The organism is Pleomorphovibrio marinus, from assembly GCF_003347495.1.
In the GTDB taxonomy this organism is placed as follows: Bacteria; Bacteroidota; Bacteroidia; order Cytophagales; family Cyclobacteriaceae; genus Pleomorphovibrio; species Pleomorphovibrio marinus.
Window position 1 is genome coordinate 208,877 of sequence record NZ_QCXY01000001.1, and the last position, 26,633, is coordinate 235,509.

Below are 26,633 nucleotides of genomic sequence, written 5' to 3' on the forward strand. Positions count from 1 at the left end.
TACTCTGATTTATTGAGCAAATCACCCTTACCACCCAAACACCTTTCTTACATACTCCCTGCTTTTTCTGAAATTCTCCCTGTCATCCTGATCACCGGGTTTTTCATAAGCCAGTTCTATGGCCACATCACCCGAAAATCTTACCCTTTCTAAAGCCTTGGCAATACCCTCGAAATCGGTAACCCCCTCCCCCAAGGCCTCCGTCCAGCGTCCTTCCGCATCCTGGTCCCGAAGGTGCAGGTAGGCGATCATGGGGCCGTACTTGCCAATAAATGCCACCGGATCTATTCCTGCCCTGATCAGCCAGTTTACATCCGGCCCCAGGGGTAAATTAGGGACTCTCTCTATGGTGCCCAAAAAGTCTTTTTTGCCATATTCCAATTCATAGGTATGGTTATGCAAATTGGGGGTGATTCCCCTTTCTGCACACAAGCCAAGCAATTGTTTAAGTAAGGTAGCCTGATCGTCAAGCTCATCCTCGGTTTTTTCCCTTCCGGCATTGCCCACGCTGATACCAAAGTACTTTCCTTGTAATGCGGCCAACTTGTCAAGGACCATTTCTGCATCCACTAGGATCTCCTCATGCTTGGATTTGTCCCACATGGCTGCTCCATAACTAGTACCGATCACCGGGAGCCCATACCGGGCACTTAAGTTCCTTAAGCGAAGGACACTGTCTTCATGCCTGAAATTAACCTCCATCAGCTCTACCCCTGCTATACCAGCTGCTTTGAGATCTTTAAAAATTTCCTCCAATACAGGTGTGCTGTCCCAATTGGGTGGAAATCGGCTGGCATAGGCCCAAATATGCGCATAAACCTTGGTGCCCTTTGAGTTTCCAAGGGATAAAAGCCAAGGACTTAGGGTCAGCAACCCCAATTGTTTGAGCACCTTTCTTCTTTGTAACCTTTTCATGGCAAATGGTAGTTATGGGTTAAAGACCGGAGAGACAGGTGCTATACCCTCCTTTTTTGCCACCTGAATGGCAGCCTGTATATCATTTACCAAAGGGAAATCCACACCATACTCCCATAAGGTCCTTAATTCTAAGGCATCATCTGTACCAAAATAATTTATTTTGATGCCCTCCGCTTTCAACTTTTCTGCATACTCCCTGAATTCAGGCTTAATGCCCCCGTTGAGTTGGATAAAATCAGCCTGGATAGCAATGGTTCCATCTACATAATCCCAAGCCCCGGACTGCCGTTCCATGTTACAAATGAGTATCTCCGGCACAGCTTCCCTTGCGGCATTGACGGCTTCCATGGTGGCTGCTACCACTGCCTGGTGTAGCCTTTTTTCCTCTGCCACTGCCAAGGCCACCTTCTCCCCTACCTCTGCGCCTCCCTTAAGATGAATATTTAGCCAAATGTTCTTTGGCATTATGGACAGTACCTCTTGTAAGATGGGAATCTTTAGCCCATTGAACTCCGCACCCTTCCAGGAGCCTGCATCAAGTTGCCTTAATTCTTCAAAAGTCATCTCGGATACCTGGCCGGTACCATCCGTTGTACGTTCCACCTTGCTGTCATGCATGATCACCAACTCCCCATCCTTGCTAAGCTGCACATCAAATTCAATCATATGCGCACCGCTCTCAATGGCTGCCTCGAATGCAGGCAAGGTGTTTTCGGGATGCGAGGTCATGGCGCCCCTATGGGCACACACGCCCCTCTCTGGCAGCTGATAGGTGGCCGTTTGTCCCTTTGCCAAAAAAGGGATCAAAAACAAAAGAAAGGATAGCAGTTTCATCATGACACTAAACCTATCAAAAAAAACGCTTGCCCACAATTCCTTTTTCAAATACCTTGAGATTGAAGGATAGAAAGACTCCTTGCCACCCGCACCCTCCCCCACCTACATTGAGGAATAAAGTGCACACAATAGCTAACACTCCTTTACCCTTCCAAATGCATTCCTATTGCTAATGAGCGGTGCATAAGGCTATTTCCAGACCGATTCCTCTGAGTCTATAGCTGCTTGTCAAGGGTTATGCCTTTTCTTTGGCCTGTAAAGCAATTTGACCGCCACAGCAACCACTAAAAATGAAAAGATCATGTAAAAAACCACTTTATAAGGAGAGGGGTTCAGTGGGTGGTCTTCCATAGGCTCCTCCCCAACCTGGGCCGACACATAATGAAACTGAACCATCAGGAAAAACAGGAAGGTTAAAATGTATATACATATGCCAGTAATTCTATTCATGATTAAATCAGTTTGCCATTAAAAATTAGCACAAAAATCTGTCCAAATTACATGATTTTCGGTTTTATTTTGCGAAGCTACTTTTTTAAAAAAGAAAGAAATAACCTTCCAGTTATCAAAACGAATTGTGCAGGAGTGTTTCCTGATCAATCGAGGAGGGGGCTAAACCACAGGAAACCGATAGCTATAGGGATCGAGAGGCTGATAATCCAACCCCTAACCCGCGGAGAAGAAGGTATTCTAAAATACATTGAACGCATTTAAAATAGCATTTCAAAAATAGCCTGCCCACAATACCGGCATTAAATCCCCAGGGAAAAATTGATGGAAAGTTCGTCATCAACCTGAACCAGGCCCCCCAGCTTGCTGGGAGGCTTAAGATCCAATTCCTGAGAACTGATGGACAGGCATGTTTCCAGCTTATTTTTGTGCTGATCCATTTGAACGTCCATAAATTCTAATACTTTTCCCGCTATCTCAACGGCAATATTGCAGACAATGTAACCTTGCTCTGCCCTGAAGTCGGTGGCCTCCACCATGGTCTTGGGGTACTCATTGGCCCTCAAGGTTTGCCGGAAGTCACGGTTCAACAGGAAATTTCCACAGGAAAAACTGTCCACTGGAATTTTAAAATCTAGCCTTTGGGATGGGTTCAGGGTGAGTGTATCCTGAAGGCCGTTTTGGGAGTAGCAGCAGGAAAAGTCTCCGATGGAGGTCTGTCCATACACCGTGATGGTTTTGCTAGTAATGACCAGTTCCATCTTCGGCTCCCCCTCTCCAACAAGTAACCAACAAACCACTAAAATATGCCAAAACACCATCCCTAAAACCCAATAACTCCTTCTAGCATAAAACCATGGAACCTACCTCCATGCCTAATATCTGAGGCAGAAAACCCATTATACTCCTGGTTCACATATTCCAATTTGGCCAGGATGTTTTTGGTCACAAACCAGCCCCCACCTATTTGCGCCCGTTCAATGTTGATATCGGCACCTGAACCGGACAATGGCCCACTTACCCTATTGTACCTACCAGCCAGGTAAAACTTCTCCTGAGGGCCAAACCTGTAGATCAAGTCCGTGGCCCATTGGTTCCAGGTACGGTTTTCAGTTTCGTTTCTGCCAGACCCGGTACTTTGCTCAAAATTCCCAAAAAACTCCACTCCTTTGAATTTCAAAAAAGGGTTAACCACGAAGGAGGTAATGTTGTCTGTCTGGTTTGGGTTAATGCGTCCTGAAGTAAATTGAGCCGCCGGGCTAGCCAGGGTGTTTTCCATTACCAGGTAGTACCGACTACCGGCCCGGTCTCCCCCCCAGAGTGTATTTCGATTGGAGCCCGCAGTGGTATATACTGACCCGGTCAACCTTACCCTAAAATCCTCGGCCACGTAATTGTCATACCCAAACTTCCCGATTACTGATGGCTGCCTGAATCCGGGGTTGGTCACTCCTCCTTGAATTTCACCCCCGGTAACTGCTGCCATGGCAATCCATCCGTTATTTTGGAAGAAAAGTTCACCGCCCACCTCGGTGGTAAAAGCATCCATAATATAGTTGCCTATAAATGGATTCCAGAAAGCGTTCCCATTATCCGACCTTCTGAAGTGCGCATCCCCGTAGTTGATTTCCATATGTCCCACCCTAAGGGTTAAATATTTGTCAAACCAATCGGTTTCACCCACCCCCAGGAAACCAAGTTTATCCACTTGGATAAATCCGCCTTTCACCCATGCTTCCGGGTGGTGCCTGGAGGATAGGTAGGTGATCAGATTCAGCCGTACCCCATCTGCCAAGGCCACATCAATGTTTAAATTGGCCGTGGCCAGGTTGGAGCCAAAGCCAATGTCCATCAACTGATTGGTGTTAACCCCATCATCATTGAATACCGGCTGAGCGGTATTGGAATGGCTGAGGTTCTGAAACTGTTGGGCAAAATGTCCCCCAATCCGTACTTTCATGCCATCAAAGGCTACTGTATCTTCTTTTCCTGTTTCAAAAATGTTAATGCCTCTTTGGTCATAGGGTCGCCAAAATTGCAGGTCTTTTTGCAAACCTTGGGCTATTCCATTGGCACTTATAAGAAAAAAGAAGATGGATAAATTGAATAACTTAGAACTTTTCATAATGATTATATTTTTTTCAATGGTCAGAACATTTCCCGCACGGATGCTTAGGTCCTGTCTACTATAGCACCGGCAACTAAATCAGCAGGCAGGTAGCTAGTCCTGAACCTGCCCGCCGAAAGGCAAGCATGATACGGGGCCTTTCTTGCATAATGTTTAGTTTTCCATGTGTGTGTGAAGTATCTTGTTATGCTAGATTTATGAATTTAATTAGAAGGTACAAACTGAGTATCAAAACTTAAGGTAATCTCATCCCTGGTCCTAACCGAACCAAGAAGTGCCGTAGGGGGATCAATGGAAAATTCCGTTAACTTGGTTGACACCTCACCAGTAAAATTATACCCCTCCCCTTGTTTGCGGATTTGTACGGGGAAACTAATCTCCCTGCTCACTCCGGCAATGGTGAGCTTCCCTTTAGCTTCTCCGGATCGTTCCCCTCCAGAAAAATCTAAAAGTTCAAAAGTGATGTCAGGATATTCGGAAGTATTTAAAGCATCATAGGCATTATTGTCCAAGCCCCTTGTGCCGCTTTTTAATTCCTCTGCCTTCAGCGTCACTTTCAAGGAAGAGATGTCCTGAAGTTTTCCATCGGAAACCTGAAACACACCAGAACCCTGGGCATCACTGGCTTCCATCTTCCAATCTTTAAGGGATGACTCACCACTTACCTGGAGAAGGGGATCTTGACCCAATTTGTAGGTTTGCTGAGCGTAAACGGGAAGTATAGAACAGATTCCACTCAATGTCAAGCACCAAAAAGCTGCTATTTTTAGATAATTCATAATTAGGTAGTTTGTTGGTTGTAAATAAGTTGACACAAAGTTGAAAAAGTCGGGACTGGGATTCCATGACAAATATCAGCTTTTTCAATGATTCAATTCAGCCGAAATGTTTAGTGGAATTCAGGTAGCCCCTAAAGGAAATAACTTACTATATTTTGCAAAGGAAATCTTCAATCACAACCAAGCAACATAGGCTATCAGGAAAAAATGTTATTTCACAAAACATTTATTTAAGGTGGGGCCAAATCCATTTTAGCGTTTGTCTTTCTTCTGAAACACCCTGACATATTCCACCTCATACCTTCGAGGAAAGTCCGTTGATGAGGGGTCCCCTCCATTGGAGCCAATGGCTAAATTCAGCAAAAGGTAGTGTGGCTGCTGAAAAGGGTTTACCCCATCTGGATTGATGGTTTCAGAAAGATCCACCTCATTGAGCAGCTCATCATCTAAAAAAATCCTGATGTATTCCTCCGTCCAATCCATCTTCCAAACGTGGAATTTGTCTATCCAATCCGGGTCCTGATCGGTAAAGTGACTGATGTGGTAAGTTGCTTCGTCCCATGCCGCCCTTTTTTCTTCATGTGCCCAAGCGGCATTGGCCAAAATATGAGGTTGCCCTTTGATCAGATAATATTCCATGATATCAATCTCCCCATTGGCAGGCCAACCTCCTTCTACGCCAAGGGTCCATATGGCCGGCCACATACCCAGTGCCGTATCGATTTTTGCCCTCACTTCAACCCGCCCATACTGGAAGGATTTTTTCCCTCTGGTGTGAATGCTAGATGCAGTATATTCCGAATATTCCCTGGCTTTTTTCCAGTCCGAGGATCCTTCCTCGAAAGCGGGATTCTTTACCTTTTCCCGGCGCCCTTCTATCACCAACCTGCCCTCCTTCACTTCCGCATTGTCGGGTTGATAATATTGCAGCTCCCTGTTACGGACAAAGCCTTCCTCATGGCTCCAAAAATCAGGATTGGGTGCACCCTCTTCCTCGAATTCATCACTCCATACCAATTCATATTCATCCCTTTCCTGATTTTCATTGGTAGATTGTTGGGATTGACAGGAAGCAAACAGCAGAAAAAAAGAAAAAACTGGGATAAGGAAATCAATTCTAAAACAATTGCGGATGCAGGGATAACCATTCATATTTTTGAGGATCTAAAGTGACAATTACCAATTTCTAAAAACTTTCCTTAAGGTTGTTTTTTGAGTTCCGAAGGCAATTTACCGAAATGTTCCTTAAAGACCTTCCTGAAATACTTCAAATCATTAAACCCCACCTCAAAGGCTGCCTGAGAAATGGTGTAGCCATGAATCTCGATGAGCTTTGCGGAATATTGAATTTTCAGTTTTCGAATATACTCGTTAATGCTTTCACCGGTCAATGCCTTCATTTTCCGGTAAAGGCTTGTTCTGCTCATGCCTATTTCTTGGGCAATTTCCTCCACATGGGTATTCCCTCTTTGCATATGGTCTATGATAATGCCGTTTATCTTATGGAGAAACTCCTGTTCGGTTTTCACCAAGCCTGAGTCGGTATCACCCAAAGATTGAATTTCTTCCTCGCTTTGTTGCTTCAGGAAATACTTCCTTAGCATACGCCTGTTATCAAGAAGATTTTCCACTCTCACTTGTAAAAGGGAAGTGTTGAATGGTTTTACCATATATTCATCTGCACCTTCCCGAAACCCCTCCTGAATGCTAGCTGGGCTGCTTTTGGCTGTTAAAAGGATAATGGGGATATGGGTAGTGGCAAAATGGGACTTCAGAGCCGAGCAAAGGTCCAGCCCATCCTTCCTTGGCATCATCACATCAGAAATGATCAAATCAGGCACTTGATGAATGGCCGCCTGAAAACCATTCACGCCGTCTTTGGCTTTAATGACCTCATAAGTTGGGGTGAAAATCTCTTCCAAATATTCTACGATATCCTCATTGTCATCCACAATTAATATCACTTCCTTTTCAGTACTTGCATTTACCTCTTTTGGCCGTTGATCCGATTCTGTGCCTGCCGCTTGAAGATCATGGAGAATTTCACCATCTATTTCCTTTTCCACCGTACTAACAGGTAGATCCAAGGGCCAATGCAACTGAAACCTGATTCCACCAATGGCACTCTCACTTGCCTCAATACCTCCTCCATGTAGCTCCATCAGCCTTTTGGCAAGCGCCAATCCAATACCAGTACCCTCCTTGTTGGATTTTTCATCGGCCCTATAAAACCACTCAAAAAGCTTTGGAAATTCCTCCTTGGGTATCCCTGGACCTGAATCCTCTACCCTTATGCAATGTTCAAAAGCTCCTTTATGATAACTCACCTTCACCCTATCCCCAGAGGTACAGTATTTCAGGGCATTTGAAAGCAGGTTGTTGACCACAATTTGAAGTTTATCCACATCGAAGTTGGCCATTTGAAAAGACTCTTCCATAGGTAACAAGTCCAGCTCTATTCCTTTTCGTCTGGCCAAAGGCATATGGTTTTTCACCCATTTTTTGAGACAATACACCAAATCGTGCCCTCCTACTTCAAGCCGCCCTATGCCGGTCTCCGCCTTTCTAAATTCCAATAGATCCCCTATCAGCGTGTGAAGATAGTTGGCATTCCTCAAGCTTAGCTTGAGTTTTTTGTAATAAGGACTCCCCTTTAATGCCGAGTTCAATTCTTCCAAAGGCGCAATAATAAGCGTCAAGGGGGTCTTTAATTCATGGGAAAAGTTGGTAAAAAACCTGATTCTTTCTTCATTCACACCTCTTTCCAATTGGCGCATTTTTCTTTCCAGGAGAAGGGAGTTTTTTAACTTAATCCTTTCTGTATAGTAGTTGAAAAAACCAAAAACCAAGGCTCCAAACAGTAAAAAATAAAAAAGATAGGCAGGCCAGGTTTTCCAGAAAGGGGGAGGAATGAGGATCGCCATGCTATTCGTACTTTCCAAGCCATTTCCTGTACTGGCTTTTACCCTTAATATATATTTCCCTGGGGGAATCCTACTTAAATTGGCCGTGCCAGATTCATTCACTGAAACCCACTGCTTATGATACCCCTCTAGAAAATAAGCATACTGTACTTGCCGGGCAAATGGGAATTTCAAAAGGTTAAAATTGAAAGAGAACAGGGATTTGTCGTGATCTATGGTTATGACTCGCTTAAAGGACAAAGCAGAATCCAAGACTTCCTTATCCACCCCAACTTTCTGGTTAGCTACCGAGAAGTTTTCAAACAACAAGGGATATCCAGCACGTTTCTCCCCCAATTTCCGGGTATCAATCACGTTAAGACCTTTGTTGCCACCGAAATACACTTCCCTCTCCTTCCCAGCTGCTATAGCCCCTATGTAAAATTCACCCCTTTGGATATTTTCAAGGGTATTCAGGTTGCCAAACTCGCTCCTTTGCGGATTGAAATAGCTGATACCTTGAAAAGTCCCCATCCAAACCAAGCCATCTGCTCCTATTGCCAAACTACTAATGGTATTATTACTTAACCCATCAGCTTCGGTGAATTGGGAAATATGGTCGCTAGCGGGATCAATCCGTATCAGTCCCCCATACCTACTTCCGGCTAATACAGTCCCATCCTCCATACAAAGGGTGCTGAAAAAAATATTCTCTTCTAATTGGCTAAAATTGGATGTGTCATAATGCTTGGTTTCCTCCTTGAAGGGGTTGTACCTGATAACCCCATTACCATAGGTGGCAAGCCAAAGGTTGCCATATGCGTCCTCGGATATTCCCCTGATATCACTTTTATTCAGGGCCTCAATAAAGGTAAAACTTTCTTCCTCCTCCTCGAATTTATATAAACCTCCTTGATTAGTACCTACCCAGATACTATGGTCAGAGGATTCAAAAATCACCCTGACATCTGATCCGTCTTTTGGTTCTCCTTGAAGGAATTTTTTGAAACCATTGATTTTTTCGTCCCAGAGGTTAATACCACCACGGTAAGTGCCAGCCCATAGCCTTCCTTGTGTATCTTCCAGTAAAGAAATCACAAAATTGTTGGACAAACTATTAGGAGTTTCTTCCTCATGCTTCAAATTCTTGATTTTTCCCAATTGAGGGTCATATAGGTCAATCCCTCCCCCATCTGTACCTACCCATAGGCCTACAGATTTACTTCTGGCGAGTGCTCCTATTCGATTGTGAGAGATGGAGTTTTCATTTCCCGGGTTCCTTTGCACCCATTTGACCGGCTCTCCACCTGGATTTACGAAGTTCACTCCGGTACTGGTGCCTATCCACATATTGTTCTCCCTATCCAGAAAAAGGGCAGACACCGTACGGTTAAAAACACTGCTCCCGTCAGATTTAGGTAAGTACCATTTTAGATCAGGTTGGGAAGGGTTTTCCAGAAAAACAACCGGATCGAAAATATTCAAGCCCCCATTTCGGGTACCTACCCATAGCCGACCAAACTGATCTTCTTCCAGGCTAAGGACTTCATCATCACTTAACCCATATAACGGAGATGGGGAACGGGTCATATGCAAAGTATCCTTCTCTACCGTAATGACGTGAAGCCCCCCTTGCGAACCTATCCACATATTCCCCCTTACATCTGAATATACCACATTCACGCGTTTTATGGATTGACCCTCAGACCTAAGTGGAATTCTATATACCGTTTTCTGCTTCACGTCCAGTTTACAAACTCCCGCATCAAAAGTACCAATCCATACCATACTGTCCCCTTGGTGAGTAAGGGAAGAAATCAGGTTGGAAGAAAGTGTATTAGGGTTATTGGATTCATGTTTCAACAAGGTACTTTCCCCTGTTTCCCCACTCACCAAAAGACCCTTACTATACAATCCTGCAAACAAATCCCCCCGCTTGTTTTTTGTGACGGCACTTATACTGCTTTTCGCCCAATCCTCCTCCATGGCTTCTGTAATCCACCTGTCATTCAAAAGCTCATACTTTGTCAATCCACCGTCTGTGGCCATCCATAAGTCCAGTCCCTGATCCATCAGCAACTGCTGCACGTAATTGTTGGCCAAGGTGGCGCCTGGGGATTGGGGGTTGTGTCTGTAATTCTCGAAATCTTTCCCATTATACCTACTTACCCCATCCAGGGTGGCTATCCAAATATAACCCAAGGAATCTTGGGCCAAGCTAAACACCACGTTATGCGCCAACCCATCATCGACATCCATTAAATAAAAGTTAAGGTCTGTCTGGTCCAATACCTTTGTATCTTCTGATTGTGGTGCCCCTTGAAAAAAGGACATAATAAAAAGGAACAAGGGGAGAAAAATAGGCATCATGGAATCTTTAGATTGAAAGAGGGGTATTCACAGATTAACTTATTTAGCAATTTGGACAATTTACCCCTTATAATAGGACAAATATACCCCTTAAATAAACAACTAAAACCCCGATTATTGTTCCAGCCATTCCTTAAGTAAGGATGGTTGATAAACTCAAGTCTAATCAATTAACTGTAAATTATGCTAAAATTCAACTCAAGAAAGGGGAATAACCTCCATTGCTGGCTATTCTCCTTTTTGTTTTTGATCTACGGGAGTGTTTTCGCCCAGGATCGCACCATTCAAGGAACAGTCCTTGACGAAAATGGAGAGCCCCTACCAGGGGCATCAGTGATCGTAAAAGGAACTAGTTCGGGTACAGTTACGGACCTCGACGGTAGCTTCAGTTTGTCGGTGCCTTCAGAGGAAGATCTTACCTTGCAGGTTTCATTCTTAGGATACACCGCCCAAGAAATACAACCGGGTACACAATCCACCATTGAAGTCCAGATGGCTCCTGACATGGAGTCCCTGAGTGAAGTGGTGGTAGTGGGGTATGGAGAACAGAAAAAAGCCACACTCACAGGTTCTGTTTCACAAGTGGAAGGAAGGGATATTGCCCAAAGTCCCCAACCCAACATTTCCAACTCTTTGGCAGGTAGATTTTCCGGGCTGATCGCCAATAACAGAAGTGGGGAACCTGGCTATGACGGCTCAAGCATCTCGATCAGGGGTTTGGCCACCACGGGGAACAACGATGTCTTGGTAGTAGTAGATGGCGTACCTGGTCAGGTAGGCGGTCTGGAAAGGCTGAACCCCAATGACATCGAAAGTATTTCTGTGTTGAAAGACGCCTCCGCCGCAGTATATGGAAACCGCGCAGCAAACGGAGTAATATTGGTAACCACCAAAAGGGGGGAAACAGGAAAGCCAAGAGTAACTTACAGCTTTAACCAAGGATTCTCATCCCCTACCCGCCTTCCAAACTTGGCCGATGCAGGTACCTATGCGGAAATTAGAAATGAGATCGCCTACTACAACAACCGTCAAAATGGACTGAACCAATTATATAGCCAAGAGGAAATTGGCTTGTTCAGGTCAGGGGCAGATCCCTTAAATTATCCCAACACGAATTGGCAAAGGGAATCGCTTCAAAGTGTGGCCTTACAAAATCAACATGACTTAAGTGTAAGAGGAGGCTCTGAAAATGTTAGGTATTTTGCCTCCTTGGGAATGTTATCCCAAGATGGCCTTTATCGAAATGGTGCCAACCAATATGAACAATACAGTTTCAGGACAAATTTAGATGCGGACATTACGGACAGGCTAACGGTGGGAGTTTCATTGGCAGGAAGGAAAGAATCCAGGCAATTTCCCACTGAGGGAGCAGGTACCATCTTCAGGTCCATTTATAGGGCATACCCTACTGTTCCGGCATTTTTTCCCAATGGATTACCTTCTAGTGGTATTGAAAACAACCATCCCGCAATTATGGCCACTGATGAAGGGGGTGTTCACGATAATCCCAGGTATGTATTTAACGGAATATTGAGGGCCAGTTACGAACTCCCAATTGATGGATTTTCTGTCGATGGATTTTTGTCCATAGATGAAAGTTCAGATCGGTACCGAAATTGGAGAACCCCTTATACCCTTTACAACTATAGTCCCTCGGAGGACGCCTTCAACCCTATTGTGGTAGGCGGGGGGCCCAACCAAATGCCTTCCTTGGAAGAGGGGCACACCTATGCCTCCATGCAGGTGAGCAATATCAAATTAAACTTCAATAAAAGCTTTGGTGTGCATCACGTTGATGCATTTGTGGGATATGAGCAGAGCTTCAATCACTCTCACACGATGGGGGCTTCTCGCTTCCACTTTCCCACTGCGGAAACACCTGAACTGTCCCAAGGAGGACCAGCGTTATCTGACTATGACAACTGGGGAAGTTCCTATAATTTCTCCAGAAGAAGTATAATAAGTAGGTTTAACTATAACTATCAGGAAAAATACCTGGTAGAGGTTCAGGCAAGGGCGGACGGCTCATCCATCTTTCCGGAAGGGAACAGATATGGGTTTTTCCCCTCCATCTCTGCCGGCTATAGGATCACGGAGGAGGACTGGTTTTCAGGAGGTGTGGCCGATGTGTTCGATGATTTGAAGTTCAGGGTTTCTCATGGTCAACTGGGGAATGACAATGTAGGGCAGTTCCAGTTTTTCGACAATTACACCTTCAATAACCGGTATGTCGTAGGTGGAGAAGTGGTGACGGGAATTGACTTAGTGCGATTAGGAAATCCCAACATCACTTGGGAAGTATCTACAAAAACAGATATAGGTATAAATGCGGTATGGCTCCAGAAATTCAATACCGAAGTGATTTTCTTCCACCAAAACAGAAGTGATATCCTTACCACAAGGAATGCTTCCATACCTGCAGTCTCAGGGATAGTAAATCCTTTTGATGATGAATCCTTGGTTCCCTCGGAAAATATCGGCGAAGTGACCAGCCATGGTATGGAGGCCACGGTGGGTTATCAGCATGTGGGTGCGTTTAATTTTGGGGTCTCTGGTAACTTCACCTATGCCAGAAACGAGGTGGTATTTATGGATGAAGCTCCAGGGGTTCCTGAACATCAAAGACAAACCGGCAGGCCATTAAACACCTATTTAGTATATAGGACCACTGGGATTTTTCAAACTGATGATGAAATTGAGCAAGTGACAAGTGTACCTGGCGCCCAACCCGGAGATTTAATCTACGAGGACATTAACGGAGATGGAGTAATTACTGCAGACGACATGTACCGAACCGAGCTCGGAAACATCCCCCAAATAACTTTTGGCCTGAACCTCAATGCAGGATATAAAAATTTCGACATCGCCATGGTATTTGCCGGACAAGCCCGGGTAAGGCAGTATGTATTACCCGAGTCCGGTACTGTGGGCAACTATTACAGTAGCTGGTCAGACAACCGATGGAGCCCAAATAACCCACAGGGCACACATCCCAGGGTAAGCGAGAGGGCATCTTCCGCAGTAAGTGGGGGGCTGTTTCCAGGTGACTTCTGGCTGCAGGACGTTTCCTTTGTGAGACTTAAAAACCTTGAGTTGGGATACAATTTCCCCACCGCAGTATTAGACCGTTTTGGGATTGGGAATTTAAGGCTTTACACCAATGCCTTTAACCTCTTTACCATTACTGGTGTTCAGGATTTCGATCCCGAAGGTTCCAGCGGTAGTGCACAGTTTTACCCCCAGCAGCGGATTATAAATCTTGGTGTAAACGTATCATTTTAAACAGCTAATCCATGAAGAAGAATATAACTTACCCACTATTGGGTTTACTCATATGCAGCAATATATTAGTTGGCTGCAAGGATGATTTCCTTGATATTGTTCCCACGGACCGGATTTCGGATGCCTCCATTTTGGCTGACTCTTCCCTTTTTGAGGCATTTGTCATCAATCGGTATTTGGGTGTGCGACTTACTGACAAAGAAGGAGACGGCTCCGTACCCGGGTTTGGGAGGGGGTTTGAATATGCCCTATGGGGCTCCCTGACTGATGAATCGGTATATAACAACGATGACGAAACCTGGGTGATCCAGCAAGGGCAACTATCCCCAGAAAATACAGGTATCGCAGGCACTTTATGGGGACGGAGTTACAGAAGCATACGGGAGTGTAATTATGCCCTCACCAATATGCCAGATGTGGAAATGAGTGATTTTGGAAAAGAAAGACTTACCGCAGAACTTAGGTTTATACGTGCATTCCGCTATCATGACCTCATACGAAATTACGGGGAAGTGGTACTCATGCATGATCAGGTATATGAACTTGGGGATGACTTTACGGATCCCGCGCTCTTCCAGAAAATCTCCATTGAAGACGGCCTGGCATATGCCATTGGTGAATTGGATGCAGTCATACCAGTTCTTCCCCTTCAAAATGATGGGAGTTGGCAGGAAGGTAGAGCTACCCGAGGTGCAGCCATGGCCCTGAGAGCAAGGTTACTGCTCTACGCAGCGAGCCCCCTCTTTAACGATGGAAATGCAAACGATCAACAAAAATGGACAGCTGCAGCTGAGGCCTACCGTGAAATCATGGAACTCGGTATATACAGCCTGTATCAGGACGGTTACGGGGAAATGTTCCTGACTCCTGGAAGTCACGAAGAGGTGATCTTTGCACGGTTTTATAATATCAACGAAAGGCATACTGCCTTGGAGATAGCCAATGGACCGAATGGCTACGATGGATGGGGAGGCAATGTTCCTTTGCAGACCCTGGTGGATGATTATGAAATGATGGACGGTAGCAGCTTTGACTGGGATAATCCAGAACATGCAGCGGCTCCCTATGAAAACCGCGATCCACGGTTTTACGAAACCATCCTCTTCAACGGTGCCCCTTATCGGGGAAGAGCCGTGGAAACCTTTCTTCCAGGTGGAAGAGACAGCCAGGAGGGGCCATCCAATTGGAATACCAGTAGGAGTGGATATTACCTTAGAAAATTCATCGATGAGACTCTTCCCATCCAAAACCCCTGGGAAGTGGCTGGTACCCAAAACTGGATCTATTTCCGATATGCCGAGGTATTGCTAAGCTATGCGGAAGCACAAAATGAGGCGGTAGGGCCTGATGCCACGGTTTACGATGCAATCAATGCCATAAGAACCAGAAATGGGGTGAATATGCCGGAACTCCCTGCCGGCCTGAGCCAAGGCGAGATGCGGGAACGTATCCGACAGGAAAGAAGAATTGAGTTGGCCTTTGAGGAGCACCGCTACTATGATGTGAGAAGATGGATGATCGCCATGGAAGTGGAAAACCAACCCGCCTTAGGCATTGACATCCGCAGGAATGAGGATGGAGATTTCACCTATGATTTCAAAACTGCGTTGGAAGGTAAAAGCTTCCAGGAGCGTCATTATTGGCTTCCTATACCAAGGGATGAAATCCTAGCCTCTGACAACCAGCTCGAACAAAATCCGGGCTATAATTGATTATTAAAAAAGGGGAGGTTTCTCCCCTTTTTTTTACCCATTTCCAATCGAAAATGAAACCAAGCATAGAAAAGTCCTCATTGGGGGATTAAATATAAACTATGTTTGAACAGTTCCTAGGCAAGTCTGATTATGATACAGGCAGATTAGTAAACAATTTTGACCATTGAAAAAAACATTAATAAATGAAGGTAATTTATTTATCATGGCTATTATTTATGGCCTGTTCCATACCCGGTGAAAACGACCATAGGCAAGCCAACACTACCAACATACGGGTAAATGTGGAGATCCACCTGGAGGAAAAACATCAAACCATCGCTCATTTCGGTGCCTCGGATGCCTGGTCTTGCCAATTTGTGGGTACTTGGCCAGATGATAAGAAAAACCGAATTGCAGATCTGCTGTTCAGTAAGGAAATAAGTGAAGAAGGCCAACCCGAAGGTATTGGCCTTTCCCTTTGGCGATTCAACTTGGGGGCGGGAAGTGCTGCCCAAGGTGAGCAAAGTGGCATCAGAGACCCCTGGCGTAGAGCCTCTTCAGTAATGGACGAAAACGGAGATTTTGACGCGAACAGGCAGAAGGGCCAGCTCTGGTTTGCCCAAGCGGCAAAGGACAGGGAGGTGGAACACCTTTTGGTGTTTCTAAATAGCCCCCCGGTATGGCTGACCAGAAACGGGAAAGCTTACACGGATTCCGGACAGCGATCCAATTTAGACCCCTCAAACTATGAGGCATTTGGAGAGTACATGGCAAAGGCCATAGCCGGATTGGAGAATACAGGGTTATCCGTAGATTACATAAGTCCTGTAAATGAACCCCAGTGGGATTGGGAAGATGGTGGCCAGGAAGGCACCCCCTTTTGGAACGAGGAGATAGCAGGCATTGCCAATGCACTGAATTTATCTTTAGAAAAACGGGGTGACAACACCAACATAGACCTGGCGGAAGCCGGTCAGATCGAATACCTTTATGAGGAACACAACAGGCCTGGCAGGTCTGAGCAGATCAATGCCTTTTTCAACCCTGAAAGCGAGCTATACCTGGGTGACCTTTCCAGGGTAAGCAATAGCATTTCCGGGCACAGCTACTTCACTACCTCCCCCCTTTCCATGGCGGTGACCAAGAGAGAGCAATTAGCGAATTCCCTGGCTTCCTTTCCAGGATTGACCTATTGGATGTCGGAATATTGCATCCTAGGGGATAATGACGGTGAAATCGAGGGCCGGGGAAGGGACTTGGGTATGACCCCTGCACTCTACATGGCCAGGGTGATTCACACTGACCTCACCACTTCTGGCGCATCCGCCTGGCACTGGTGGCTGGGGGTTTCTCCCTACAATTATAAAGATGGCCTGGTTTACGTGGACAAAGAGGAAGAGGATGGGGAGATTTATGAGAGTAAAATGTTGTGGACATTGGGCAATTTCAGCCGTTTTATCCGTCCCGGTTATCATCGCATAGGGGTGAATGCTGCCGTGGAGAATGCCGAAAAGGCGGATGTGTTGGTTTCAGGATATAAAGATCCTGACTCCCGGGAATTGGTTTTGGTGCTGGTAAACTCCTCCATTCATGCTGCCACTGTTTCAATCCCGGAAGAATTAGGAGAAGATTATGGTTGGAGCGCCTTCCTCACTGATGAAGACAACGACTTAAGTCCTATTTTAGTTGAGACGGGAACTGAAACCATAACCCTTCCTGAAAGGTCAGTGATGACCTTGGTGGGAAAGGATTGAATGGATCTACCAGCAAAGTCCGAAACCGCCTCACATCATTTTCTCCTGGAAAATACAGTTGACTGCATCTTGATTTTTCTTACAGTTTGGGAGAAACTTACATCCTTTATAAAACCAAAAAGCACCGTCCCTTCCGGAACGGTGCTTTTGGTAGGATAATCCCTTTAAAGTTTAGATTACTTCTTGGAGTCTTCGTCCATTTTCTCTTTCAATGCAGACAATGCGTCCAGATCCCCAAGGGTGGATTTTTCTCCAGGGGCATCGGGTGCTCCAGTTTTCTTCTTGGTTCCACTTTTCTTGGACTTAGGCATGGCCTCCTCCTTAAAGGATGCAGTATGTGATAGCACAATACGCTTATCATCCTTAGAAAATTCCACTACCCTGAAATCCAGTGATTCTCCTGCTTCCGCCTGAGATCCATCTTCCTTCTCTAGGTTTTTAGTGGTTGCGAACCCTTCAAGTCCATAAGGCAGCTCCAATACCGCTCCTTTGTCGTTTTTGGAAATGATGGAACACTTGTGTAAGGAACCTACGGGGAATACACTTTCAAAAGTATCCCATGGGTTCTCCTCCAACTGCTTATGGCCTAGTGCAAGCCTCCTATTGTCCAAGTCTAGCTCAAGAACCACAACATCCAATTCGTCACTAACTTTCACAAACTCGGAGGGGTGCTTTATCTTTTTGGTCCAGGAGAGGTCAGAAACGTGTACCAAACCATCAATTCCTTCCTCTAGCTCTAGGAAGAGGCCGAAGTTGGTGAGGTTTCTCACGATACCCTTATGCTTGGTGCCGATGGCGTATTTATCACCCATTTCCTTCTTGGTCCATGGATCTTCAGTAAGTTGCTTAATGCCCAAAGACATCTTGCGGTCATCCTTGTCCAAGGTAAGTACTACGGCTTCAATTTCGTCCCCTACCTTCACAAAGTCAGCGGGGTTTCTCAAGTGCTGAGACCATGACATTTCAGATACGTGAATAAGCCCTTCCACACCTGGGGCCAATTCAAGGAATGCGCCATAATCAGCAACGTTCACAATCTTACCCTTAACCTTGGACCCAACATCCAGGGTCGCAGAAAGTGAATCCCATGGGTGGGGAGTAAGTTGCTTCATTCCCAAGGAAATCCTCTTCTTGTCATCATCAAAATCAAGCACCACAATCTGTACTTTGTCGTCCAGGTTAAGCACTTCTTCGGGATGGTTGATCCTTCCCCAAGAGATGTCCGTGATGTGAAGCAATCCATCCACACCACCCAGGTCGATAAAGACACCAAAGTTGGTCATGTTCTTTATCACACCTTCGAGTACCTGTCCTTTTTCCAGGTTGTTGAGGATTTCGGCTTTTTGCTTCTCCAGGTCTTTTTCAATCAGCACCTTGTGAGAAACCACTACGTTATCGTTAGCGTGGTTGATTTTAACCACTTTCACTTCCATCTTCTTGCCTACATAGATATCAAAATCCCGTATAGGCTTCACATCGATTTGAGATCCAGGAAGGAAGGCTTCTACACCGTAGATATCCACGATAAGCCCGCCTTTTGTTCTTCTTTTCACCAAGCCTTCGATCACGTTGTCGAATTCGAGGGCATCTTCGATCTCCTGCCAAGCTCTTACCATCTTGGCCTTCTTTCTGGAAAGCACCAACTGGCCAAGGGAGTTTTCCTGCTCTTCGATGAAAAGTTCTACTTGGTCACCTATCTTCAATTCTTCCAAATCACGGAATTCATTGAGTGGCACCAGGCCATCTGATTTGAAACCAATGTTGACGATCACATCCTTGTCGTTGATACCTACTACGGTACCTTTAATGACCTCCTTCTCCGTGATCTCCGTTAGGGTTTCGTCATACAGCTTTTCCATTTCAGCCCTTTCAGCCTTGGTGTAGCCTTCTCCAAAACCCTTGGTTTCGTACTTTTCCCAGTTAAAATCTTCGTTATTTGACATATTAATAATAAGACCCTGAAATTCAACAACCCTGGGGTCAAATGGGTTGAGGTTTTGTGAATATGTATACCCCCATTGGGAGCCGTTCGACCGAACGGACTGCAAATGTACAAATTTTTTTAAGATTAGAAACTGCTTGTTTACAAAAAGTTAGCCGTCTATACTGTCCTCATTGGGAGGAAAGGCAACCACTCTTCCGCATGCCTTTCTGCATATTCCGCCAAAAAATGAGAGAGGGTAGGTTTAAAGGGCAACTTACGGAGGCTCATACCCGCCTGCTCGGGAGTCTTGTCCCCTTTTAGGGTATTGCACCTATGACATGCTGTGGCCAAATTGTTCCAACTTGTCCTTCCTCCTTTGGATTTGGGTATTACATGGTCTATGGTGAGACTCTTCGTGGCTCCGCAGTAAAGGCAGGATTGATCATCCCTTTTGAAAATATTGGATCGATTGAGCATGACGCCTTTGTAAGGAATGTTTTTATACTCATATAGACGGATTACTGCGGGATAAAAAAACTCCCTATCCACGGTTCTAATCCTGAGATATTCGAAATGGGCTAAGGAGGTGGCTTTTTCCAGGATGGTAAGGACAATAGCTTTCTGCACCGTTACTACAGCAATAGGAGTATGGTCTAGGTTAAGTACTAATACCTTTTTTTCCATCCAGTCTTTCATCCTGGAAATATTTTTAATAGTTGATGAACCTGATTTGGTCGTGAAATGTTTGAGACGGATTTATGATCCTCGGGTTCAAAAGGCCTTATCTGCACTGCTCCCTTTACTTCCATAAGTTGTTTATCCCCCAAATACATCCCCACATGTGAAGGGATATTGTTTTCATTGGCGAAAAGGACAATGTCTCCTGTCTGAAGCACATCTTGCGTAATTGGTTTTCCAAAGGTCAACAGGCCCGCTAAATAATTGGGCACCACGTATCCCCCGATTTTGTAAACTAGGTGGATGAGTGTACCTGAGTTGATCCCAAAATAACTCCTTCCTCCGGAAAGGTAAGGAGCCCTTAAAAACCCTAGGGCTATCTTCACAAGCTCTTCCCTGTTGGCTTTGTTTGTGAACTCCCTAAACTCCCCTTCCATATGTACGATTTCTTCTATGGAAAACAGCTCTGAGGAAGATACGTGCACAATACTTCCCGGCAACAAGTAAAAAGGCTCACCTCCGACTACCACTTTCCCAAAAGGAGAGGAAACGATTCTAAAGTCATCCTTTTGGTAGTTCTGATAGGCGTCTCCAGAAATCGAATGGAGCTGAACCGTAGGTATCCAGCCGTTTCCCGCCTCTCTGTCCCCCGTCACCATGATCCATTTGCTGTCCTTTGAAGCCCCAAGCACCTTGTATGTCTCCCCATATAACAATTGACTGGTTAGCCCGGAACCAATCACCGGTTCCCGATAAAGCGACAAAACAGGAAATCTGCAAATTCCAAATTTCCAGTCAGTATGCCATTCGCTGAAGATCTCGTTTTGCATCTTTCTCCTTTATAGATTGCCTCTTGTCATGTACTTTTTTACCCTTTGATAAGGCTATCTCAATCTTGGCTAGCCCCTTATTGTTGATAAATATACGGATAGGGACAATCGAGAGGCCCTTTTCAGCAAACTTATTCTCTATTTTTTTCAACTCTTGCTTTTGGAGTAAGAGCTTTCTCTCCCTGACCGCATCATGGTTGAAATGGGAGGCTAGGCTGTAAGGGGCAATATGCATCTGCTTGATGAAAAGTTCGCTCCTCCTGAAATAGCAATAGGCTTCGGTAAGGGAAACCTTTCCTTCTCTAATGGACTTAATTTCTGTACCCGTCAAAACTACCCCTGCCACATACTTGTCTATGAATTCAAATTCATAACTGGCTTTCCTGTTTTTTATATTGATAATCTTATCGAATTTCTTTTTCTTATCCATGATTCCCTATTTTCATTTTTGCAATGGGGCTTACTTCCCGGTCACAGAATCTTCCTTCTAAATATTTATAATGACCTGCCATGGCAATCATGGCGGCATTGTCAGTGCAGTAGGCCAATTTGGGAACATAAACCTTCCAGTTCTTTTCTTTCGCCTCCAGGTTTATAGCAGCCCTGAGTCCACTATTGGCAGACACGCCTCCAGCAATGGCGATTTCATGGATGCCAAATTGTCGAGCAGCCTTCCTTACTTTTATCAGCAGCATTGTAATCAAGGAGTGTTGCACAGACGCACAAATATCTTGAAGATGACGGTCTATGAAACCAGGATCTTCCTTTAATCTGTCCCTTAGAAAATAGAGCACAGCAGTTTTGATGCCACTGAAGGAAAAGTCGAGCCCTTTCATTTGAGTAATGGGAAAAGGGAATGCCTCTGGGTTTCCTTTTTCTGCCAACTTGTCCATCTCTGGCCCTCCAGGATAAGGCAAGCCAAGCATTTTGGCGGTTTTGTCAAAAGCCTCCCCAACCGCATCGTCCAACGTCTCCCCTACCACTTCCATGTCTAGGTAGTCCTTGACAAGTACCAACTGGGTATGTCCCCCGCTTACCGTGAGGCAAATGAATGGAAAAGAAGGATATGGGGCATCAATAAAATGCGCCAGTACATGCGCCTCCATATGATTTACAGCTATTAAGGGGATTTCCAAAGCATAGGCAAGCGATTTGGCAAAGGACCCCCCCACCAGCAATGCCCCCATCAAGCCAGGCCCTTGGGTAAATGCTATTGCCGAAAGATCACTTTTACGCATACCTGCCTCCTCCATAGCCTGGTGTACCACGGGAATAAGGTGCTGCTGGTGAGCCCTGGAGGCAAGTTCGGGAACCACCCCCCCATATTTCTCATGCACGGATTGCGTGGCTATGATATTATTAAGTACTTTGCCATCAGAAATGACCGCTGCGGACGTTTCATCACAGGAGGACTCTATCGCCAATATATTTATCTTCATCCGATTAGATCATTGGAAACGAAAGCGAAAGTTAAGAAAATTTTAGTATATGCCCTTAAGCTGTTGTTTAGGTTTGCGTTATTCCTTTTGCTCTTTCTCATTCTAATTGGTGGGTTACTTCAAATCCCCAAGGTTCAGACCTACCTAGCAGGATATCTTACCGATGGGATTTCTAGCAAAACCGGATACAGTACCACCATTAAGGCTGTAGACATTCGGTGGTGGGATGCTATAAGTCTCAGCGATGTGGAGATTTACGACCTAAATGACAGCCTCATGGTGGATTTAGAGGAGGTATATATTGATTTCTCCATCAGGGGTCTGCTTGACGCCAACAACCCGGGCTTCGATGAGATCAACTTGAGGGAGGGAAATGTGAGGCTCCTCACACATGACACCATCGTCGGGCTTAACATCACCGATTTCATAGATAAAATTGGACTTTTGGTAAAGCGATCCGAAACAGAAAAGGATAAAAAACCGGTGCGGTTCAGAATAGAGAACATCGCTTTCGAAAAAACTTCCTTGGACTTGATTGACTATACCTTGGAGGAAACCGATATCCCCTTTGACTATGGTAGGCTCAGGTTTAGGGAGTTGATTGCTGCTGCCGATAATTTTCTGGTGGTTTCCGATACAGTGGCATTCAATCTTCGGTTTCTGAAAGGGGTGGAATCTACTTCTGGCATTTCATTCCAGCAACTGAGAACGGACTTCACCTACAGCTCCACAGGCATGGAGTTTAATGACCTCTATTTGAGGGCAAACCAAACAGAAATCAAAAACTACCTACGTTTTTCCTATGAAGAGATAGGAGCCTTGCGAAATTTCAACAATGAGGTAAACATTTCCGCACAACTTGATGAATCCGTCCTGGACATTCAGGACCTGAGGTATTTTGTAAAAACCTTCCCAGAAGTTCAGGATAGGATTTATTTAAGCGGGGAGGTTTCGGGTAAAATATCGGATTTATATTCAGAGGAGCTTCTGCTGCGGTTTGGGGAAAGGAGCGCCCTTTTTGGGAAGTTTTCCATAGAAGGTCTCCCTTACCTAGACAGCACCTATTTCAACCTTTCCCTTCTAAACAGCAATATACTGAGTCGGGATCTCTTACCGTATACCACCCCCCAGTCCCAAAAGGAGTTGGACAAGTTCGTAAGTATTCGCTTTGATGCTGATTACAGGGGTTATTTAAATAGGTTTAGGACGGAAGGGGATTTCAGGACAGGTATCGGAAGGGTTAGGGGGGGCATCAATTTCCAATTCGACAATCAAACCCCTACGTATAATGGTAAGGTAGAAGCCATTGACTTTAACCTGGGAACGCTCTTCGAAGATCCCGAAATGTTTCAGAACACAAGTTTCAAGGGTAACCTCAAAGGTCGTGGCTTGACCGCCACCTCTGCAATTTTGGAGCTGGATGCGGACATAAGCCATATCGGCATCAATAACTATGACTACACTCAAATCAGCACCAATGCTACCCTTGGAAGGGATTTATTCAAAGGGAAGCTTTCTATAAAGGATCCCAACTTGGTCATGGATGTGGATGGCACCCTGGACCTGAGAGATGGAAAGGACTCTGCCAATTTGGTTTTAAAACTGGATACGGCTTACCTTCAACCCCTTTTATTGGCCGAAAACAATATTTTTCTCAGCGGCAGTTTTGAACTGGACACCAAAGGGCTGCATTGGGACAATGTGGAAGGGGTGTCTCGGTTCAGGGATGTACTTGTAAGCTACGAAGGCAGGGATTTATTCATTGATTATTTTCTTTTTCAATCTCTCTTCACGGATGATTCCCGTGTGGTCTCTTTAAATTCGGATATTTTGGTAGCCAGTATCGCTGGGGATTTTAAGGTAGGAGAATTGCTGAAAGACAGTAAGGAACTTTGGGAGGATTATATGGCAATCCTAACCAACGAGCAGCCAAAACCCCGTACCTATCCGGAGGGCGGAGAGTACTATATAGATTTGACCCTGGACTTGAGAGACCCCGATCCCTTGATCAATCTCTTTGACCCCACGCTTTCCATTTCATCGAATACCAGTCTAGAGGGTTCTTTTTTTCAAACTGCCGAAAACACGGTCTTTAATTTCTATTCAGAAGTGGATAGCATTTATTACCTTGGCCACTATTTTTTCGACAACAAGATTGACTTTAACACCTCCAAAATGAAGAATAGCAGCGAGGTGCTGGCCGCTTTTTATGTCAATTCCGACAATCAACAGCTCCGGTCGGGACTGATATTCAATAACCTAATGGCCGAGGCCATTTGGGATGAATCCAAGGTTTCCCTGGACCTGGGGCTGGAACAGATCGACACGGAAAGTTTTCTTAGGGTTGGCAGTTCTATCACATTGGCTCCCAATAGTACTAGCATATCCTTTCAGCCTTCCCAAATCAAGCTTTTAGATAACTTCTGGGAGTTTGACCCCGACAACCGAATCCTTATAAGTAATAAAGAGATTTCCTTTGACAACCTACTGCTATTTCATGAGGATCAATTCATTTCCGCCAATGGCAGGGTCAATCCCGAAACAGGGGAAATGGTTCAGGTAAAGATCAATGAACTTAGCCTGGGTTTTCTCAATTCTTTTGGCCTAAACCACTACCGGGGGGTTGCCAACGGAGAAATTAACTTGGCAGATTATAGACAAAAGAAAGGGTCGTATGGACAGCTCAGCATAGAGGGTATCCATATCAATGAATTCTTGATCGGCGACATGAAAAGCCACGCCAGGTATGAGGAGGGGGTAATCCTTTTAGATATAGAGCATTACAGAAATGGAAACAAGGCCATCTCCGTAAAAGGAGGAATTCGAGACCAAGATCAATCCCTGAATCTCAAGGCTGATTTTGAAGAGACCAGCCTTGTTATTTTTGAGCCATTTATACAGGACAATGTATCTGGGGTGGGGGGCACCCTATCTGGAAGCATGGATATAAGGGGCAACCTCAGCAGCCCCGAAATCCAGGGCCAAGGTCAACTTCAGGGGGGAAAGTTTAAATTCAATTACCTAGGTACTACCTATGAGCTGGATGGACAGGTTTTGTTTGAACCCAATGAAATCAGCTTTAGAAACTTGTCCCTGAAGGACTTAAACAATAACAGAGCCACCCTAAGAGGGGGGATTTCCCATGACAATTTCTCTAATTTTGTTTTTGACATTTCCTCTAGCTATTCCAATTTCCAGGTCATGAATACCAGCTTGGCAGACAACGAACTTTTTTATGGGACGGCATTCGCCACAGGCACCCTTGAAATATTTGGGCCTCTTGATAATCTGGAGCTCAACGCCAATGCCAGGTCTCAACCTAACACTCGTGTATTTATACCGATAGGAAGCACACAAGGGCAAGTCCAGGAGGATTATATCCGGATCATAAACGTGAGGGATACCACCAGAAACGGTGATGAAGAGGAGCAAGAAGAAAGGCTCAACTTAAGGAACCTAAACATGAACCTGAACTTGGACCTGAATCCAAACGCATACGTGGAAATCCAAATTGATCCCAGAACAGGTGAAAATATCCAAGGTAGAGGAAGGGGGGTTTTGAACCTTCAAGTGGATACACAAGGTAATTTCAGTATGTCCGGCACCTATGAAATTGTAGATGCCCTTTACAATTTCTCCCTCTATAACGTGATCAATAAGCGCTTTCAAATAGAACCAGGCGGAAGAGTAGCTTGGTTTGGGGACCCTTATGAAGGAATAATGAACATAAGGGCAGCCTATGAGGAAAACGTCTCCTTGATCAGCCTTCAAACCACCCCTGAAGGAAGCGAGTTTGAGACTGCCGAACTAAAAAGGAGGTATCCGGTGAAAGTAATCATGGACCTGGATGGCCCTTTGCTATCTCCGGACATTTCTTTTGTGTTTGATTTTTCCGCTTTTCCAGAGAGCAGCGAGGTACAAACCACCATATCGGCCTTCCAAAATCGAATTGCCAATGATGAGCAGGAAAAAAACAGACAGGTCTTTTCACTAATTATGTTAAGGCGTTTTTCACCTGAAGGACAGTTTACGGGCTCTGGAATTGGGTTCTCCAACCTCAGCCAATTGGTTTCTTCGCAGCTAAACAGCCTGATTGCCCAAGTAGACCAAAACCTTGAAATAGACTTCGATTTAACCACCTTGGATGAAACCGCCCTGGAAACTTTTCAACTTAGGGTGGCATATACCTTTTTGGACGGTAGGTTAAGGGTGACCAGAGACGGGGGATTCACCGATTTACAAGGAAATGCGGATTTCAATACCATTGCCGGGGACTGGCAGGCGGAATACCTGCTCACAGAAGATGGCAGGTACAGGATTAGGGTGTATAACAGAAATAATTTCAACACCTTGACTGCTCTGAATATCAACAACCGGGCCCCAAATACCTACGGGGTATCCGTTTCTCAAAACCTAAACTTCAGCTCCTTTAGGGAACTGTTTCTATCCCTTAGAAGACGGCCCCAACCCGAATTTCTAAGGGAGGACGACGACAACACACAGAGGTATAATTTCGAAATCGACCTGGATGAGTTAGCACCAGATATCTTCAAGCCAGAACCCAAAGAGGAGGAAAGACCCCCCATACGAATCCTGGAAGGAACTCCCCGGACAGACCCATAAGACCTTTAAACAATTTTACCGCTT

At 45.1% G+C, this 26,633-nt stretch carries 17 protein-coding genes; 4 read left to right on the forward strand and 13 right to left on the reverse strand.

Features of this window, described 5'->3' with window-relative positions; all coding sequences use genetic code 11:
- Window positions 1–27 precede the first annotated feature (27 nt).
- The 8 genes from DB520_RS00910 to DB520_RS00950 form a co-directional block, all read right to left on the reverse strand.
- Window positions 28–915: a sugar phosphate isomerase/epimerase family protein gene (locus DB520_RS00910; RefSeq protein WP_114747793.1), complete on the reverse strand. Its 888-nt coding sequence runs from the start codon at window positions 913–915 to the stop codon at window positions 28–30.
- Between the two features lie 12 nt (window positions 916–927).
- The gene (locus DB520_RS00915) at window positions 928–1,803 is read right to left on the reverse strand and encodes a glycerophosphodiester phosphodiesterase (protein ID WP_232834784.1); all 876 of its coding nucleotides are present in this window, start codon (window positions 1,801–1,803) and stop codon (window positions 928–930) included.
- Between the two features lie 180 nt (window positions 1,804–1,983).
- On the reverse strand, window positions 1,984–2,205 hold the full coding sequence (locus DB520_RS00920) for a hypothetical protein (protein ID WP_114747794.1): 222 nt from the start codon (window positions 2,203–2,205) through the stop codon (window positions 1,984–1,986).
- 302 nt (window positions 2,206–2,507) lie between these two features.
- Window positions 2,508–3,026, reverse strand: a complete 519-nt coding sequence (locus tag DB520_RS00930; RefSeq protein ID WP_114747796.1) for a hypothetical protein — start codon at window positions 3,024–3,026, stop codon at window positions 2,508–2,510.
- 2 nt (window positions 3,027–3,028) lie between these two features.
- Window positions 3,029–4,330: a hypothetical protein gene (locus DB520_RS00935; protein WP_114747797.1), complete on the reverse strand. Its 1,302-nt coding sequence runs from the start codon at window positions 4,328–4,330 to the stop codon at window positions 3,029–3,031.
- 206 nt (window positions 4,331–4,536) lie between these two features.
- A complete protein-coding gene (locus tag DB520_RS00940) occupies window positions 4,537–5,112 on the reverse strand; it encodes a YceI family protein (RefSeq protein ID WP_114747798.1) in 576 nt (191 codons plus the stop codon).
- A gap of 252 nt (window positions 5,113–5,364) precedes the next feature.
- Window positions 5,365–6,264, reverse strand: coding sequence for a glycoside hydrolase family 16 protein (locus tag DB520_RS00945; protein WP_114747799.1), 900 nt, complete (start codon window positions 6,262–6,264; stop codon window positions 5,365–5,367).
- Window positions 6,265–6,311: 47 nt separating this feature from the next.
- Window positions 6,312–10,385 (reverse strand): hybrid sensor histidine kinase/response regulator transcription factor, encoded by a 4,074-nt coding sequence (locus DB520_RS00950; protein ID WP_114747800.1) that lies wholly within the window; start codon window positions 10,383–10,385, stop codon window positions 6,312–6,314.
- Window positions 10,386–10,568: 183 nt separating this feature from the next.
- Here DB520_RS00950 and DB520_RS00955 point away from each other — a divergent pair, with 183 nt between their 5' ends.
- The 3 genes from DB520_RS00955 (at window position 10,569) to DB520_RS00965 (ending at window position 17,115) form a co-directional block, all read left to right on the forward strand.
- The gene (locus DB520_RS00955; RefSeq protein ID WP_114747801.1) at window positions 10,569–13,667 is read left to right on the forward strand and encodes a SusC/RagA family TonB-linked outer membrane protein; all 3,099 of its coding nucleotides are present in this window, start codon (window positions 10,569–10,571) and stop codon (window positions 13,665–13,667) included.
- 11 nt (window positions 13,668–13,678) lie between these two features.
- Window positions 13,679–15,379 (forward strand): RagB/SusD family nutrient uptake outer membrane protein, encoded by a 1,701-nt coding sequence (locus DB520_RS00960; RefSeq protein ID WP_114747802.1) that lies wholly within the window; start codon window positions 13,679–13,681, stop codon window positions 15,377–15,379.
- Between the two features lie 185 nt (window positions 15,380–15,564).
- The gene (locus tag DB520_RS00965; protein ID WP_114747803.1) at window positions 15,565–17,115 is read left to right on the forward strand and encodes a glycoside hydrolase; all 1,551 of its coding nucleotides are present in this window, start codon (window positions 15,565–15,567) and stop codon (window positions 17,113–17,115) included.
- 176 nt (window positions 17,116–17,291) lie between these two features.
- Here DB520_RS00965 and rpsA read toward each other — a convergent pair whose 3' ends face one another.
- From rpsA to tsaD, 5 genes are all read right to left on the reverse strand, one after another.
- A complete protein-coding gene (gene rpsA, locus DB520_RS00970) occupies window positions 17,292–19,058 on the reverse strand; it encodes a 30S ribosomal protein S1 (protein ID WP_114747804.1) in 1,767 nt (588 codons plus the stop codon).
- Between the two features lie 158 nt (window positions 19,059–19,216).
- On the reverse strand, window positions 19,217–19,723 hold the full coding sequence (locus DB520_RS00975) for an HNH endonuclease (RefSeq protein WP_114748717.1): 507 nt from the start codon (window positions 19,721–19,723) through the stop codon (window positions 19,217–19,219).
- A gap of 8 nt (window positions 19,724–19,731) precedes the next feature.
- Window positions 19,732–20,547, reverse strand: coding sequence for a C40 family peptidase (locus tag DB520_RS00980; RefSeq protein ID WP_114747805.1), 816 nt, complete (start codon window positions 20,545–20,547; stop codon window positions 19,732–19,734).
- A complete protein-coding gene (smpB, locus tag DB520_RS00985; protein WP_198675209.1) occupies window positions 20,513–20,977 on the reverse strand; it encodes an SsrA-binding protein SmpB in 465 nt (154 codons plus the stop codon). Before smpB ends, DB520_RS00980 begins: the two co-directional genes overlap by 35 nt.
- Complete coding sequence (gene tsaD, locus DB520_RS00990) at window positions 20,970–21,986, reverse strand: tRNA (adenosine(37)-N6)-threonylcarbamoyltransferase complex transferase subunit TsaD (protein ID WP_114747807.1); 1,017 nt, start codon at window positions 21,984–21,986, stop codon at window positions 20,970–20,972. The genes smpB and tsaD overlap by 8 nt, the downstream gene beginning before the upstream one ends.
- Window positions 21,987–21,998: 12 nt before the next feature.
- On the opposite strand from tsaD, the gene DB520_RS00995 reads away from it, so the two are divergent.
- Window positions 21,999–26,609: a translocation/assembly module TamB domain-containing protein gene (locus DB520_RS00995; RefSeq protein WP_232834785.1), complete on the forward strand. Its 4,611-nt coding sequence runs from the start codon at window positions 21,999–22,001 to the stop codon at window positions 26,607–26,609.
- Window positions 26,610–26,633: the final 24 nt, after the last annotated feature.

What these genes read in the sequence shown, in the direction of transcription:
- DB520_RS00960 (WP_114747802.1), top strand. Translation starts at nt 13,679, where the DNA reads ATGAAGAAGAATATAACTTACCCACTATTGGGTTTACTCATATGCAGC.
- DB520_RS00950 (WP_114747800.1), bottom strand. Translation starts at nt 10,385, where the DNA reads ATGATGCCTATTTTTCTCCCCTTGTTCCTTTTTATTATGTCCTTTTTT.
- DB520_RS00930 (WP_114747796.1), bottom strand. Translation starts at nt 3,026, where the DNA reads ATGGTGTTTTGGCATATTTTAGTGGTTTGTTGGTTACTTGTTGGAGAG.
- DB520_RS00920 (WP_114747794.1), bottom strand. Translation starts at nt 2,205, where the DNA reads ATGAATAGAATTACTGGCATATGTATATACATTTTAACCTTCCTGTTT.
- DB520_RS00940 (WP_114747798.1), bottom strand. Translation starts at nt 5,112, where the DNA reads ATGAATTATCTAAAAATAGCAGCTTTTTGGTGCTTGACATTGAGTGGA.
- DB520_RS00980 (WP_114747805.1), bottom strand. Translation starts at nt 20,547, where the DNA reads ATGCAAAACGAGATCTTCAGCGAATGGCATACTGACTGGAAATTTGGA.
- tsaD (WP_114747807.1), bottom strand. Translation starts at nt 21,986, where the DNA reads ATGAAGATAAATATATTGGCGATAGAGTCCTCCTGTGATGAAACGTCC.
- DB520_RS00945 (WP_114747799.1), bottom strand. Translation starts at nt 6,264, where the DNA reads ATGAATGGTTATCCCTGCATCCGCAATTGTTTTAGAATTGATTTCCTT.
- rpsA (WP_114747804.1), bottom strand. Translation starts at nt 19,058, where the DNA reads ATGTCAAATAACGAAGATTTTAACTGGGAAAAGTACGAAACCAAGGGT.
- DB520_RS00965 (WP_114747803.1), top strand. Translation starts at nt 15,565, where the DNA reads ATGAAGGTAATTTATTTATCATGGCTATTATTTATGGCCTGTTCCATA.
- DB520_RS00935 (WP_114747797.1), bottom strand. Translation starts at nt 4,330, where the DNA reads ATGAAAAGTTCTAAGTTATTCAATTTATCCATCTTCTTTTTTCTTATA.
- DB520_RS00955 (WP_114747801.1), top strand. Translation starts at nt 10,569, where the DNA reads ATGCTAAAATTCAACTCAAGAAAGGGGAATAACCTCCATTGCTGGCTA.
- DB520_RS00910 (WP_114747793.1), bottom strand. Translation starts at nt 915, where the DNA reads ATGAAAAGGTTACAAAGAAGAAAGGTGCTCAAACAATTGGGGTTGCTG.
- DB520_RS00975 (WP_114748717.1), bottom strand. Translation starts at nt 19,723, where the DNA reads ATGGAAAAAAAGGTATTAGTACTTAACCTAGACCATACTCCTATTGCT.
- smpB (WP_198675209.1), bottom strand. Translation starts at nt 20,977, where the DNA reads ATGGATAAGAAAAAGAAATTCGATAAGATTATCAATATAAAAAACAGG.